The 15253-nt window shown below is 68.0% G+C and carries 9 protein-coding genes; 4 read left to right on the top strand and 5 right to left on the bottom strand.

The window, feature by feature from the left end:
- Positions 1 to 45: 45 nt before the first annotated feature.
- Entirely contained in the window at positions 46 to 339 is a 294-nt protein-coding gene (locus MXD59_RS25360) for a transposase (RefSeq protein ID WP_248827090.1), read from the bottom strand.
- Positions 340 to 575: 236 nt separating this feature from the next.
- A complete protein-coding gene (locus MXD59_RS25355) occupies positions 576 to 4892 on the bottom strand; it encodes an NB-ARC domain-containing protein (protein ID WP_248827089.1) in 4317 nt (1438 codons plus the stop codon).
- Positions 4893 to 6120: 1228 nt separating this feature from the next.
- Here MXD59_RS25355 and MXD59_RS25350 point away from each other — a divergent pair.
- Positions 6121 to 7443 carry a low temperature requirement protein A gene (locus MXD59_RS25350; protein ID WP_248827088.1) on the top strand — a complete coding sequence of 441 codons (1323 nt, stop codon included), beginning with the start codon at positions 6121 to 6123 and terminating at the stop codon, positions 7441 to 7443.
- A gap of 1 nt (position 7444) precedes the next feature.
- On the opposite strand, the gene MXD59_RS25345 is transcribed toward MXD59_RS25350, so the two are convergent.
- Entirely contained in the window at positions 7445 to 10075 is a 2631-nt protein-coding gene (locus MXD59_RS25345) for a type ISP restriction/modification enzyme (protein WP_248827087.1), read from the bottom strand.
- A complete protein-coding gene (locus MXD59_RS25340) occupies positions 10072 to 11076 on the bottom strand; it encodes a helix-turn-helix transcriptional regulator (protein ID WP_248827086.1) in 1005 nt (334 codons plus the stop codon). Before MXD59_RS25340 ends, MXD59_RS25345 begins: the two co-directional genes overlap by 4 nt.
- Positions 11077 to 11137: 61 nt before the next feature.
- Between MXD59_RS25340 and MXD59_RS25335 the strand changes: the two genes are divergently transcribed.
- Positions 11138 to 11755, top strand: a complete 618-nt coding sequence (locus MXD59_RS25335; protein WP_248827085.1) for a DinB family protein — start codon at positions 11138 to 11140, stop codon at positions 11753 to 11755.
- 37 nt (positions 11756 to 11792) lie between these two features.
- Entirely contained in the window at positions 11793 to 12230 is a 438-nt protein-coding gene (locus tag MXD59_RS25330) for a VOC family protein (RefSeq protein WP_248827084.1), read from the top strand.
- A gap of 55 nt (positions 12231 to 12285) precedes the next feature.
- Here the strand turns inward: MXD59_RS25330 and MXD59_RS25325 are convergent, their stop codons facing one another.
- Entirely contained in the window at positions 12286 to 13458 is a 1173-nt protein-coding gene (locus MXD59_RS25325; RefSeq protein ID WP_308301780.1) for an NADH:flavin oxidoreductase, read from the bottom strand.
- A gap of 150 nt (positions 13459 to 13608) precedes the next feature.
- On the opposite strand from MXD59_RS25325, the gene MXD59_RS25320 reads away from it, so the two are divergent.
- A partial coding sequence (locus MXD59_RS25320; protein ID WP_248827083.1) for an AMP-binding protein occupies positions 13609 to 15253 on the top strand: 1645 nt, incomplete at its 3' end.

The raw sequence follows: 15253 nt of genomic DNA, 5'->3' as shown, positions 1-15253 counted from the left end.
CTGCAATCCTCCATCTTTCGTACAGCACCGCTGTCGATCACTCAGCTAGCAAGCAACCTTCAGCGTTCGTGGCACACCCGCTTTTTTTAAGAAAGCGATGTCCATCTGGGCCTGCGCATACTTCTTCCGGAGCTCCTCAAGTTCCGCCCGCTCCGACACCGACAGCGGCCGCTCCTGGGCGTCGCTGTCTTCCTTCGCCTTCTTCACCCAGTTTCCCAACGTGGCCTCGTGGATCCCCAGACTCTTCGCGACCTCGGCCACCGACCGGCCCGAGTCGAGGACCAACCTTACCGCCTCAGCCTTGTACTCCTGAGTGAACTTCCGACGAGTCGACCCCATGACCATCCTTCCCTATGGATCAGTGAACCTCATGTTCGCTGTCCACGGAAGCGGGATCACTCCAGCCGAGCAGGCTTCCCGCTCCTCCGCCACCGCATCCCGCTCGGCTAACACTCCGTCACCACCGAAAGTGGAACAGAACCGTTGTTCTTACAGTCCCCGCCGCGACGCGCGGCGGCTGCGCGGCGCTGGCGCGCCGTGCTCGCCGGCGCATCACATCCTCGCAGAGCCTCGGATCAGGGCCACCATCTTTGAACACGAAGCAGCGCAGACACAATCGACGCGCGGTCGGCGCCTCCCGGGACGAGCTCATTCATCAGAGCCACAGAGATAACTGCAACGACCGCTGATCTGCTCGACGTTGAAGCGATCTCAAGCGCCCGAGTGAGGGCAGGTAGACGCTTGTCGGCAGGCAGTATCGGCGCTAGCCTCACGAGCTCTTGTACCCGGATGGCCGGGCCTGCGATAGCCGTAGCCGCAGCAAAAGCTTGGTCGAGTGCTAGTTCACGCCCATCGGGCGGCAGATGACGCGCCAATATTGTCAAGGCCCGTACCCGGGCGGTCGGATCGCGGATGGCCTCAGCTGCAGCAGAGGCCTGACTGAGCAAATCAGCCGGCAGACGTGGCGTGAGTCCTGCCAAGGCCCGTGCCTGGGTGTTCGGGTCGTCGATGACGGTCGTCGCGGCCAATGCCTTACCGAGTAGATCATGCGGCAGATACGGCGCCAACTCCACTAACGCATCCGCTCGCGCGGATAGCCGATCGATGGCGATCGCTACGGCCAATGCCTGGCCGAGCAGATCATCCGGCAGATACCGCGCCAACCCTGCCAACGCCCGCGCTTGGGCGGATGGGTCGTCGATGACAGTGGCCGTAGCCAATGCCTGGACGAACGCTGGTCTGCGCTCGTCAGCCGGCAGATGCGGCGCCAAGCCCGTCAGGGCCCTTGCCCGAGCGGCAGGCCGACCGATGGTGGTGGCCGCAGTCAGGGCCTGACGAAGCAGATCCAACGGCAGATACGGTGCCAACCCCGCCAACGCCTCCGCCCGGGCCGACGTCCACTTGGTGTCCATAGCTGCGGTCAGCGCCTGCGCGAGGAGCGGTCCGCGCTCGTCAGCCGGCAGATGCGGCGCCAGACCGGTCAGCGCCTGTACCCGAGCGGGTGCCCACTTAATGGAATTGGCTGTGGCCAGGGCCTCCCGGAGTAATTCGATCGGTAGGCGCGGCGCCAGTTCCACCAATGCCCGCGCTCGAGCAGTCGGGTCATTGATAGCGGTGGCTGCAACCAGGATCTGTACGAGAACCGGTCCGCGCTCATTAGGCGCTAGGCGCGGCGCCAAGCCCGCTAACGCCCGAGCCCGAGCGCTTGGCCGATCGATGGCTTTAGCCGCGGTCAAAGCCTGTTTGAGGACCGGTCCGCGGTCATTAGACGACAAGTACCGAGCCAACCCGCCGAGGGCATGCGTCTGCGCCGCCGGATCGTCGATGTCGGTCGCCGCGGCCAGAGCCCGGCCGAGGAGATCAGCCGTCAGATGTCCCGCCAACTCCACCAATGTCTGCGCCCGAACAGTCTCCCACCTGGTCGCAATAGCCGCGGTCAGAGCCTGACCGAGGACCGACCCTCGCTCATCAGCTGGAAGGTGCCGCGCAAGCCCGACCAATGTATGTGCCCTGGCGGTCGGGTCGTCGATGACTGTGGCTGCAGCCAACGCTCGTCCAAGCAGATCGGGCGGCAGATGGCGCACCAGATCTTCTAGAGCTCGCGCCCGAATGGCTGGGTCGTCGATGGCGGTGGCCGTAGCCAAAGCTTGACCGAGAACCGGTTCGCGCTCATCAGCCGGCAGATGGCGCGCTAGCCCTGCCAATGCCCGCGCCCGGGCAGCCGGATCGTCGATGTCGGTCGTCGCGGCTAGGGCCTGGCCGAGCAGATCAACTGACAGACGCGGCGCTAGCTCCACCAATACGTGCGCGCGGGCGGCAGGCCGGTCGATTGCGGTCACCCTGGCCAAAGCTTGACCAAGGGTTGGTTCGCGGTCATCAGCAGATATATAGGGAATCAGTCTCACCAGCGCCTGAGCCCAAGGTGTCGGTTCGAGGATGGCATTGGTAGCGCTCAGGGCTTGATCGAGGGTTGGTTCGCGGTCGTCAGCAGATAGATACGGAATTAGTCTCGCCAGCGCCCGCGCTCGAGCGGTCGGATCTTCGATCATGTTCGCTGTAGTTAGGGCCTGACTGATGATGCGTTCATCAGCCCGATGATACCGCAGTAGCTCCTCAAGAGCTCGTGACCGGACGACTGGATCCCCGATGGCGGTGGCCATGGTTAGAACTAGACCAAAGGTCGGTTCGCGCTCATCGGCAGGCAGATGCCACGCTATCTTCACTAGGGCCCGCACTCGGGCAGCCGGATCGTCGATGGCGGTCGCAGCAGCCCATGCCTGACCGAGCAAATTAACAGGCAAACGCGGCGCCAGCTCCACTAGCGCATTCGCTCGAGCGATTGGCCGATCGATGGCGATTGCAATAGCGAATGCTTTACCGAGCAGATGGACCGGCAGATGAGATACCAACTCCATCAACGCATGCGCTCGAACCGTGGGCCGATCGATGGCAGTCACCGCCGCCAGAGCTTGCTCGAGAACCGATTCACGCTCTTCGGCCGACAGATGGGAAGCCAATCCTGTCAAGGCCCGCGCCCGAGCGGTTGGCCGATTGATGGCGATCGCCGCTGCGAGCGCTTGGCCGAGCTGATCGGTCAAAAGATGTGGCGCCAGCTCTGCCAACGCCTCTGCTCTTTTCCCAGAATCGGGGATAGCCTGGGCGTAAGCCAATGCTCGGGAAGGTGGCCAGATCCTCGCCTCGGCTACGCGGGCGAGCAAGGCCGGAGGGATATTGGCGGCCATGCTTGTGATCGAGCTGATTAGGAGCATATAACCAGCCTGGTCGGCGAACGACCGCGGGTCGCCGGCCGGATAGCGGGTTCGGGCGTCCCTCCATGCTGCGCGAAGAGTCGCTAGATAAGCCCCGGTACTTCCCAAATTTTCGTGGGCAGCATACCACACACTTTCAATCCTCCCTCCCCGCCCATACCGCTCAACAGCTAGAAGACAGTCGACAGCGGCGGAGGCACCGGCTGCAATCAAGTGAGAAACTAGCGACGCCAGACCGTACCTGTCTACGTCGTCGCATTTAGTGGAATCGGGAAGACAGGGAAGGCCGCTAGTCAACCCGCCCCAACGGTCCAGTAGCCAATCGCCTACCTGGCCGTGAAGCTCGTTATTTTTGTCAAGATTTATAGAGGTTCGAGCATAGTCGAACAGTAGATCGTGCACACTGACTTTGCGGGATGCAGGGTCAATCTGGATCAACGAATGCCGGGCAAGCAAGTCAAGAAGGTCCTCGCCGTCCAGGTCGTCAAGATATCCGGTAACCTGCCAGAGACCGATCACCACGGCCGCAGGGACAGCGCCGAGTCCTTCGAACACCGCCAATTCCTGGAATCTTTGCGCCTGGGTATCGGGCAGCGCACCAACCGAGACGTCCAGCGCCGCAAGTAGGGTCGGATGTGGATAATCAGGAAACCGGCTGGCGATGGCGGCCAAGTCGGCGCGACGGAACCGCTCAGCAACGGTCTCCCAGCGCCGTCCCGCGTTGACCATTGCTCCAGCCAACGCCAAGGCCAACACAAGCCCACCGCATCGCTTGATAACCGCATCGGAGGCGACCGGGAGATCCATTTCTGAACATCGAGCATAGGCTGCTAAAACTCGCCGTGATATTACTTCGTTTGCCGTGGATAGTTCGTATACAGCCGCATCACCGAACAGCGCATCCCGTGAACGCGTCGTCGCCAAAATGCGCACCCCGGCCGGCACCCGGAAGGCCTCCAATACTGAGACATCCCACACGTCATCCAAGACAATCAGAGCACGGGCGCCCACAAGTAGACTGCGCAGACGGCGCGGGCTCTCTTCCTCATCCAAAACCGGGGCTAGATCGCCAAAAGAAGCAAGCACAGACGTGGCCATTCCAGGTACATCTGGATTTTGCCCGGCCTTGACCCAGGCTATCCCGTCCGAGAACGTCCCCGCGACGGCAGGGTCATGCACCAGCGCCGCCGCCAGCGTCGACTTCCCTGCACCACCCATTCCGACGATGCCGACCACCTGCCCGGCCGCACCTTCGCACAACATGGTCCGCACAGTTGACGTGTCTGCATCGCGCCTCACGAATAACGCCGGGCGCACCGGTAGCAGATCCCGCGCCGGTATCCGCCGAACTCGCACAACCGCTAGACTCGCATCGGCAGCGAAGACCTGACTCGCCGGGTAAAGCTGCGTTACTGCTGTAACAAGACGGCGTTTCCCGTCTATCATCATGCCAGAAAACAGCAGTCGGGATATCTCGCGCCAAAACTGGTACGAATTCGCAGCCTGCCATTCCGGAATCTGGCCCCGTGGCCACCCGGCGGCTTCCAGTATCTGCCGGGCCGACGTCCGGTCAGGAAACGTTCGCGCAAGTTCCCGAACCTCGACCTCCGACAGTTCGTCCACCGGCCACCCCTCCGTAACATGGGCCCCGACGATCGGCCGTCAGCCCTCCCGGCAAACATCATCTCACTCGTAAGGGCACTGCAGGTTGAGACACTGAGGCCACGGTCCAGCACGCGTCGCGCGGCAGAGCGAATCATAGTAGGCAAGGTCACAGCTACCAGCCCGACGAGGGCGGATGTCGATGGACTCACTCTGTGGCCCTGAGGGCGTCCGCCGCAAGAATCGGGGCAAGAGTAGGCACCACGCCCAATCGTATACCGAGCCCAGCGGGCGGAGCTGGACGGCGGCGGACACCGCTGGAGGGGCCTGAGGCCGGGGCATCGAAGCTGATAACCCAGCCTGCGGACGCGAGCGAACTTCAGTGGATGGAATATCCGAGGTGGGCGAACGTACCGGACGTCAGCGGACGCCCTGGATGATCCAGATCCAACTCCGGATCAGAAGGTTGTCTGCGAAGTGATGGCAGCCAGAATGGCAGCCAGGCCTGCGGACGGCAGGGGACAGTTACGGGACTCGGTGGACGATGCCTAGCCCGTGACCAGCGCTGACGGATGTTCACGGACACTTGCGGACGAGCCATCGAAGATCTCTTAATCCGCTGGTCGGGTCGCCAGCTTGACGGGTCTGAGCAATTCAGCCATGGCACGATGATCCAACCAGGGCCCCGCCGTCGCGCTACGTCAGGAAGCAGAAGATCAAGCAGGAGGCACGCCAGCGGGCGGCCGGGAGACAGAGCCAGTTGCAGCGGACAGCCCGACCTGCCCTCCTTCCCAATGGCGAGACTGTCTGTGGTCACCCGGCGAGTCCGTTCGAGGAACATCAAGTTTCGGTGCTCCGCCGGGCCGGGTATAGCAACGACCGCGTACGTCGACGGACGACCATGGACGCCGATGTACGTCGCGACCTATGCACGCCCCGACGCGGCAAGGTTCGAGCCGTGCCTTCTAAGCACCAGGTCGCAGGTTCAATCCCTGCCGGGCGCACCAGTGCATCAGGCCCGCACCTGGATCGGGCTTCTGTGGATCAGAGCTCACGTACACAGCATGCTCGCGGTGGAGCACCACCTCGACGCACGTGAAGTTGCCGCGGCGCTCGAACGGGTTGGCTGGCTGGCCTCGGTATTCGGTCCGCGACTGTGAGCACATGCTGCGGATCTACTGCCGCTCCGTCCGAGGCGACCTGCGAACTGTTTCGGCCCGGGGGTGCGGTTGTCAGGTCCAATAGGCCCATGGCCGAGGGAGCGGGAACGGGTAAGCGCGTCACCTGGGTCGAGCTGTACTTCGATCTGATCTTCGTGTTCGCTGTGGGGCAGAGCGCGCACATCATGGTGGCCGACCCGGACTGGAGTGGGTTCGGCCGTGCGCTGGGGCTGTTCATGCCGCTGTGGTGGGCCTGGATCGGGTTCGTGATCCTCTACAACCGGCACGGCGACGATCGTGCCACCCAGCGGCTGTTCATGCTGGCCGGGACGTTGCCGTGCGCGGTGGCGGCGGTCGAGACGCATGCCGCCGCCGACGGTCATGCCACGGCGTTCATTCTCGCGCTCGCCGGGATCCGGCTCGTCCTGGCCGTGGGATTCCTCGTCATCGTCGGTCGGTCCAGCTGGGTGGCGCTGGGATACGGCCTGTCCACGGTGGCTTTCGCCGTGTCGGCTGTGGTCCCCGGGCCGTGGCGGATCGCGCTGTGGGTGTTCGCCCTTCTGCAGGAGGCCGCGCACCTGCTGCTGCGCGATGACGACCGGGGGCGCAGGCGAGGTGGGAGCACCCGGACGGTCCGCGGGCCATCGGCCGGGACGGACGGCGAGGTGGCTGGCGGCCCGGCGGGTGTGACCGCGGGCAGGCCGGCGCGGGAGCGTCCGGCCCGCCGCAGTCGGGCCGCGGCGGTGCGGGCCAGGTTCCGCCGTCCGGTCGATCCGGCCCGCCGGGTGGACGCCGCACATCTGGCCGAACGCTTCGGCCTGATGATGATCATTCTGCTGGGTGAGGTGGTGATCGCCGTGGGTGAGCCGGCGGCCGAGGCGGCCGAGCACGACGCGCACTACTGGCTTGGGCTGCTGTCCGGGCTGGTGCTCGCGAGCGCCCTGTGGTGGCTGTACTTCACCGCGGCGGCTCCCATCAACGAGGCGGTTCTGCGGGCTTCGGGTGGGCACCCGGCGATGGCCTACGGTCTGTACGCCGGTGGGCATCTGAGCTCGGCCTTCGCACTGATCACCATGGCGGCCGGGGTGAGCCTGGCGCTGTCCGGCGAGGAGGAGCCCACCGGAGCGGCCTGGTTGCTCACCATCGGCCTGGCCGTCTACCTGGAGGGCACCCGCGGCCTGACCACCTGGAGGTCGTCGCGCCCGGGCAGGGTGCTGCACACCGTGGTCATCGGCGGGACGGTCTGTCTCGCCCTGCTGCGGCCCCTGATCTCCACCCTTGGCGTGCTGCTGGTCGCCACCGCCTGGGCGATCACCCTGGCGGCCTACGTGTCCTGGCGCGCTCCCGAACGTCTGCGCCAGGTGAACGACGGGCCCCGTGCCTTCCTCCACTCGTCCGCGGCGCGGGACTGAGCTACGTCTGATCCACAACACCTGGAAGGATGTCGAGGTCCGGGAGAGTCCGGATGATCTCCGTTGTTGTCAGGGAGACGGTCACGACGCGGGCCAGCAGGTCGATGATGTGGCGGGGGTTGCCGGCCTCGCGTGACCAGTCGTTCGGGTCGTTGACGATGCCGGAGTCCCGGTCGGTCCTCACCCGGTAGCGGTCGATCACCCATTCGATCGCCGAGCGCGACCCGAGCGGGTAGTCGTAGGCGTCCGACGGGATGCCGGTGAGCACGATCCGGTCGTTGTAGTGGATCGTCGCGCGGTCCTGTTTCGCTCCTGCGGCGCGTTGCTCGGCGGACGGCCTGCCGAAGCGCATCTTCCGGTCGCCGACCGCGAAGAACGTGTACGGGTCGCCCGCCGGGCTCAGGGTCGCCAACGGGGCCGTCGCGTTGCCGACCGTCGCCCGCAAGGGGTACGGCGTGGCCGATTCGTAGCCCAGATGCAGGTCGCTCAACCGCCGGCCGGCGTCGACGAAGCCGTGGAAGTCCGCGGCGAACGGGATGCGCGGCAGCATCTTCTTCAGGTCCACGGCGTGGGCCTCCCGGTAGGCCGGCGAGTGCAGCAGACCGTAGACGTAGAAGAAGATGTCGTCCTTCGTGATCGCCTCGCCCGGGTACGCGGCCCGGAAACGGCCGAGCGCGCCATCGGTGATGTTGTCGATTCTCCGGTACCCGGCGATCTTCTCGTATCGCCAGCGTGCGAAGTACTGGCCGGTGTCGAGAACATGCAGGTCGGGGCGTCCCTGGACGGCCAGCAGGGAGAAGGGCGCGTGGGAGGAGACACCGGTGAGGACGAAACCGTGATTGTGGTGGTCCGGCGTCGGGAACGTGCTCGCCACGACACCTGGGCGGTGAATCCACCGCTGGTCCGCATACATCCACTGGGGACAGAATGGCCGATACGTGGCCCGGACCGGGGGGCGTTCGTCGTACGGGAGCGGAACGCGGCGCTTCGCCAGTGACCGAAGCGTCACCGTCCACTTGATCAATGATTCGTCGTTGGTCGCATGGCCGTCGAGAACTCCGGCGTATGTTTGCGTGGCGCGCCCCATCACGTCGCGAAGGCCCGCCGCCGACGAGCCGTAGACCCACACGTCACGGCCGGTCTCATAACCACGCCCGTGACGTTCGAAGATGCCGCCGTCGCCGAGCGCCAGGTATGCGAGGAAGGTGTCGCTGCGCTGGTTCAGCCAGTCTCCCTGGCTGTTCGGCACGATGGCCGTCGAGGCGACCGTGAGGATGTCCTCGGCCGCCGCGACCCGGGCGAGTTTCGCCTCGCGGCCAAGATAGTCACCGACCCGCCCGTAGTGCACGGAGGCCGGCGGGACCCGCGTCCGATCCCTGACGAGGACGATCACGCAGATGCCAACCTGGCTGCCCGCACCGAAGATCTTGCCGCCTTCCCTGCGCCAGTCGCCTTTCTGGTCGCCGCCGAGGTCGAAGACGTGGATGGTCGCGAACTCGTCGGCGAGTGATTTCCTGAGACCATCGGTGCTGTTCCCGTCCAGCAGGCCGTTCGGCGTCACGAAGGCGATGACTCCCCGGTCCCCGATCCGCAGCGAGGCCCATCTGATCGCGCGGATGTAGGAGTTGTAGAGGGAGTTCTTGTTGGTCGCGGTCGAACGATCGGCGTAGGTGCGTCTGATCTCCTCGTCAAGGTCCGGGTATCTCTCGTTGGCGTTGTTGTCGTTGGCCGAGGCCTGGCCCACCGAGTAGGGCGGATTGCCGACGATGACGGTGATCGGCGGCGACGGAAGACGGCCGGGCTGCCAGGACTGGTGCCAGGGCTGGAAGGTGTCGGTGAGAACCAGACCGGGAAAATGTTCCGGCCGGCCGGTGAGATCGGTGTAGGTGGTCTGGATGTTGACGCCGGCGATGTGATGGGCGAGGAGCAGGATCTCGTTGCCGTGGAGTTCCCGGGCGTACTTGCGGGCGAGGTCCGCGGGTCTGATCAGACCGGACTGCAGGAGACGGACGAGGAACGTCCCCGTGCCGGCGAAACCGTCGAGGATGTGGACGCCCTCGTCGGTGAGGCCCTGGCCGAACTCCCGGCGGAGCACGGCGTCAGCGGAACGGAGGATGAAGTCGACGATCTCGATCGGGGTGTAGACGATGCCGAGCCGATCGGCGACCCGTCTGAACGCGACGGAGAAGAACTGGTCGTAGAGCTCGACGAGGATCCGCTGTCGCCCCTCGGCGCTGTCGACGCCGCGCACCCGGCGCCGGACGGCGGCGTAGAACGACTCCAGCGTCTCGTTCTCGGCTGACGGGCCGTGTTCGTCTGACGGGCCGTGTTCGTCGAGTGTGGCCAGCATCCGTTCCATGGCCGCCGCCACCGGGTTGGTGGCCACGAGGTCGTAGCCGTCGAAGAGGGCTTCGAAGACGGGGCGGGTCACGAGATGCTGGGCCAGCGTGTCGATCGCCTCGTCGGCGGTGATGCTGTCGTTCAGGGTGCCGCGCAGGTCGGCGAGGAAGACCTCGAACTGCCGTGCGGGAGCCGACCGCGTCTGGGCGAGCAGGCCCCTGATGCGGGTCACGTGAGCCGCGGCGATCCCGGCGACGTCCCTGGCCCAGCCCTCCCAGCCGAGAGTTGTCACCGGTGCCCGGTCCGCTCCGGGAAGGCGGTCATCGAGGTGAGTCGGTGTGCCAGCTGGCGGGCGGCTTCGCGCAGTTCGGGGGGCTCGAGGATCTCGGCGTCGAAACCGAGGCCGGCGATGCGGGCGGCGAGCCAGGTCAGGTCATCGCCGCCGACCACCAGGACGCACCACTCCTGCGCGTCGCCGGGGTCCTCCTCGATCCGTCCCACCTGGGGTGGGACGAGGGCGCGGACCTGGTCGGGCTGGGCGCGCAGGCGGACGCGGGCCCGGTGACGGTAGGGGGCCTCGGTGACGGCGCGTTGGACGTGGGCGACCGGGTCGGGGTGTTCACGGGGGCGGAAACGCCAGGTCGTCGCGGTCACCTGGTCCATCCGGTCCAGGCGGAAGGTGCGCCAGTCGGCGCGGTCGACGTCCCAGGCCATCAGGTACCAGCGGCGGCTGGTGGCGACCATCCGGACCGGCTCGACGGTGCGTTCGGGCAGGTCACCGCCACCGCCGACGCCACCGCCGCGGCCGGTGTACTGGAAGCGGACGCGGACCGCGTCGCGGCAGGCGCGGGCGAGGGTGAGCAGGACGTCCGCGTCGATCTCGATGCCGGGGCCGAGCAGGGTGTCGGTGGCGCCGTGCACGGCGCGCACCTCGGCGCGCAGGCGCGGGGGCATCACCTGGTCGAGTTTCGCGAGTACCCGCAGGGCTGACTCCCCCGCGCCGGCGACCGTGCCACCGGCGGCCAGACGCAGCGACACGGCGGTCGCGATCGCCTCGTCGTCGTCGAGCAGCAGCGGTGGCAGTCGGGTGCCGGCGCCGAGCTGGTAGCCGCCGCCGACCCCGGAGTGCGCGTGCACGGGGTAGCCGAGGGCGCGCAGACGTTCGATGTCGCGGCGCACCGAGCGGTCGGTGACGGCGAGTTCGGTGGCGAGTTCCGACGCGGTCCAGGATGGCCGGCGCTGCAGCAGGGCCAGCAGCCGCAGCACCCGCTCGGTGGTCGTCTCAGCGGACACGTTCCCATCCTGACACCGATCGCGGACCGAACCTGTCCGCGATCGGCGCGACGATGCCCTCATGACTTCGAACACGACGACCACCCGGCCCGCCACCACCCAGCCCGCCACCCCCCGGCCCGCCACGGCCGGGCTGGCGCTCAACTCGTTGCTGCGTTCGCAGGTCGACGAGCACTGGAACGAGCAGCTACGGCCGCGGCTGGCCGGGCTCAGCGATGACGAGTACTTCTGGGAGCCGGCGGCGGACTGCTGGAACGTGCGTCCGCGGGGCAGCGGCACCGCGCCGGTGCAGGGCGGTTCCGGTGCGATGACCATCGACTTCGCCATGCCGGCGCCGGAGCCGGCACCGGTCACCACGATCGCCTGGCGCCTCGGCCATGTCATCGTCGGTGTGCTCGCGATGCGCAACGCCGCCCACTTCGGACGGACCCCCACCGACTACCTGTCCTTCGAGTACGCGCCGGACGCGGCCACCGCCCTGGCGCAGCTCGACGCCGAGTACACCACCTGGCTGGCCGGGGTGACGGCCCTCGGTGAGGCGGGTCTGGCCCGGCCCTGTGGCCCGGCCGAGGGTCCGTTCGCCGACCTGCCGATGGCGGCGCTGGTCCTGCACATCCACCGCGAACTGATCCATCATCTCGCCGAGGTGTGTCTGCTACGCGACCTGAACCAGTCCTGACGCCTCGCTCGGCCACGAACACGGAGGACGCCCGATCATGGCTCGTGACATCCAGATCACCTTCGACAGCGCGGACCCGGCGAAGCTGGCCGCCTTCTGGGCCGAGGCGCTCGGCTACCAGGAGCAGGAGCCGCCGCGGGGCTTCCCGACCTGGGAGCAGGCGCTGGCCGCGTTCGGCGTGCCACCCGAGCGGCGCAACGACGCCTCGGCCCTGCTCGACCCCGAAGGCCACGGGCCGCGGCTGTTCTTCCAGCGGGTCCCCGAGGGCAAGCAGGCCAAGAACCGCGTGCATCTGGACGTCCGGGCCGCGCCCGGCCTCAGCGGCGACGCCCGGATGGCCGCGCTGGAGACCGAAGCCGAACGGCTCGTCGCCCTCGGCGCCACCCGGTCCTCCCGGCTCGAACCCGCACCCCCGATGGTCGCCGGGCACATCGTCATGCTCGACCCCGAAGGCAACGAGTTCTGCCTCGACTGAGCGCGGCCACGCCTCGGCGCTGTCTCGCCGCGCCGCCGCCGCGCCTCGTCCTGTCTCAGGCGAAGCGGGCCTCGTCCCCCTTGCTGTACGGGTGGATGGCGGCCAGGTCGCCGGTGCGGACCTTGGTCGGCCACGCCGGGTCGGACAGCAGCACCCGGCCGAGGCCGACCAGGTCGAACTCGCCCCGCTCGAACAGGTCCACCAGCGGCGCTAGGCGCAGCGGCGCGGATGCCTCGCCGTCACCGCCGAACGCCGTGGCGACCCCGACGGAGCCGATCGTGATGGTCGGCAGCGCGGTGAGGTGCTTCGTCCAACCGGCGAGTGTGCGAGGCGAGTCGTCGAAGGCGGGCAGCCAGTAGCGGCGGGTGGACACGTGCAGCGCGCTGGCGCCGGCCTCGACGATCGGGGTGAGCAGCCTTTCGAGGTCGGCCGGCGAGTCTGCGACCCGGGCGTCGAAGGCCTCGCCCTTCCACTGGGAGAAACGGTAGATCACCGGGAAGTCGGGGCCCACCGCCGCGCGGATCGCCGCGACCACCTCGGCGCCGAGCCGGGCCCGACCGGCCAGGCCCGCGCCGTAACCGTCGGTGCGCCGGTTGGTGCGCGACCAGAAGAACTGGTCGAGCAGATAGCCGTGGGCCCCGTGCACCTCGACACCATCGAACCCGACGGCCCGGGCGTCCGCCGCGGCGCGGGCGAAGGAGGTCACCACCGCGTCGAGGTCGGCGATGGTCGCGGGCGTGCCGATCGTCGTGCCATCGGCGCGCACCCCCGACGGGCTGAGTACCGGTGCCTGCGGCCGCGGCGGCGACCCCGGCTCCCGGGCCGCGCCCAGATGCCACAGCTGCGGCACGATCCGCCCGCCGGCCTCGTGCACCGCCTCGACCACCCGCCGCCACCCGGCGAGCGCGTCCTCGCCGTGGAAACGCGGCACCCGGTCACTGGAACCGGACGAGGGATGATCGACGTAGGTGCCCTCGGTGACGATCAGCCCGGCGTGCGCGGCCCGTCGGGCGTAGTAGGCGGCGACGTCGTCGCCGGGCACACCACCCGGTGAGGCCTGGCGGGTCATCGGCGCCATCACGAACCGGTTGGCGAGTTCCACCCCGGCAAGCGTGAACGGGGTGAACAGTGGCGCCACCTCGGCCCCGTCCAGCAGATCGGACTGATCCGCACGGGGCGACGGCACTGCGGTGGCGGCGGTGGTGGTGGGACGCGGAGACACGGTCACCCCTGCTTCAATCCACACCGCCCCGCCACTGTTCCCCTCCCACCACCGGCGACGGCGGAGGTGGCGTGTCCGGGCCGGACGCGGTAGATCACAGGAGGGTCGCTGGTCCGGCCACGCCGCGCACCGTTGCGTTCGGAGGAGACGATGACGATGACATCCGCGCAGGACGCCCCGGTCGGGCTGACCGTCGGCGAGGTGCTGAGGCGGGCGGCGCGGGAGTTCGGCGCGTCCGACTATGTGGTGACCCTGACCGAGCGGCTGACCATCGCCGAGGCGGAGCGGCGGTCGGCTGTCGTCGCCCGCCGGCTGCTCCATGACGGTGTCGGGAAGGGCACCCGGGTCGGGCTGTTCTTCCCGAGCGGACCCGAATGGGCGCTGTGGTGGCTCGCGGTGAGCCGGATCGGGGCGATCGCCGTCCCGCTCAGCACGCTGCTGGCACCGGCCGAGATCGCCCGCATCGTGCGGCTGGCGGACGTCGCGGTGCTGGTCGCGCCGCGGATGGTGCTGCGCATCGACGTCGCCGAACGCTTCGAGGCCGCCTTCACGGACCTCGCCGCACCAGCGGGGCAGCCGGCGGGCCGTCTCGAGCTGGCGTCGGCACCGTACCTGCGTCGCGTGATCCTGACCGAACCGCCGGACGCCGTCAAGCAGGCCGCCTCAGCCACATCTCCCACCTCGACCGCGTCTCCCACCACGGCCATATCTCCCGCCTCGGCCACATGGCCCAGCTGGGCTACGCGGTGGGACGCGGGGACGGACGCGGAGGCGGGGACGGGGGCGCCGATGGTGCGGGCCGAGACGCTGGCGGCGGTGGAGGCCGAGGTGAGTCCGGCCGACCTCGCCATCATGATTCACACCTCGGGGTCGACGGCCGATCCCAAGGGCGTGCTGCACACGCACGGCACGCTGGTCCGGCAGACATCCACCTGGGCCATGGTCATCCGCGGTCTCACCGGGGTCGAGCGGGCGCCGCGGGTGCTGTGCGCCATGCCGTTCTTCTGGATCGGCGGCATCCTCGCGGCGACCGGCGCGCTGCACGAACCCGTCACCCTGCTGGTGCAGGCGAAGCTGGACGCGGGGCCCGCGCTGGAACTCGCCGAGCGGGAGCGGGCGAACGGTGTCGTCGGCTGGCCGGCGTTCACCCAGGCGCTACGACTGCACCCGAGCTTCCCCGACCGCGACCTGAGCCATGCCCCGATGCTGTACGACGGCCCGGTGGACCTGGCGATGACCGGTTTCCCGGACGGCCATCCGATCCACCGCAGTCTCACCGAGTCCGCCGGCAGCTTCGCGTACACCGAGACGGCGATCATCGACGCCGCCGGCCAACCGGTGCCCGAGGGGACCATCGGCGAACTGCTCATCCGCGGCCCGGGTTCGATGGCCGGGTACAACAAGCGGGAACGATCCGATGTCTTCGACGCCGACGGCTGGTACCACACCGGCGACCGCGTCTACCGCCACGCCGGCGACCCACGGCTGTTCTACGTCGGCCGCGACAGCGAGATGATCAAGGTTGCCGGTGCGAACGTGTCGCCACGGGAGGTCGAGGCCGTCCTCGAGGAGTTCCCCGAGGTCGCGCACTGCGTCGTCACCGGCGTCGCGCATCCGACCCGCGGCGAGGAGGTCTGCGTCGTCCTCGTCCCCACCGCCACCATCCCGGTGGACACCCAGGCCCTCGCCGGACGGACCCGCGAGCTGCTTTCCAGCTACCGAGATGCGGCCCAGTGCTCCGGCCTTCAGGCCGGGGGTGAAGGGCCGCGCGGGAAGGCCGCCCTGCGGCCTGAGCGTGCCC

This window comes from Frankia umida (genome assembly GCF_023242945.1).
In the GTDB taxonomy this organism is placed as follows: Bacteria; Actinomycetota; Actinomycetes; order Frankiales; family Frankiaceae; genus Frankia; species Frankia umida.
The sequence above is the reverse complement of the archived record's forward strand: the minus strand, read 5'-3'. Positions and strand labels throughout refer to the sequence as shown.

Excerpts from the sequence above, each read along its gene's own strand:
- MXD59_RS25330 (WP_248827084.1), top strand. The coding sequence starts at position 11,793 with ATGGCTCGTGACATCCAGATCACCTTCGACAGCGCGGACCCGGCGAAG.
- MXD59_RS25350 (WP_248827088.1), top strand. The coding sequence starts at position 6,121 with ATGGCCGAGGGAGCGGGAACGGGTAAGCGCGTCACCTGGGTCGAGCTG.
- MXD59_RS25360 (WP_248827090.1), bottom strand. The coding sequence starts at position 339 with ATGGGGTCGACTCGTCGGAAGTTCACTCAGGAGTACAAGGCTGAGGCG.
- MXD59_RS25335 (WP_248827085.1), top strand. The coding sequence starts at position 11,138 with ATGACTTCGAACACGACGACCACCCGGCCCGCCACCACCCAGCCCGCC.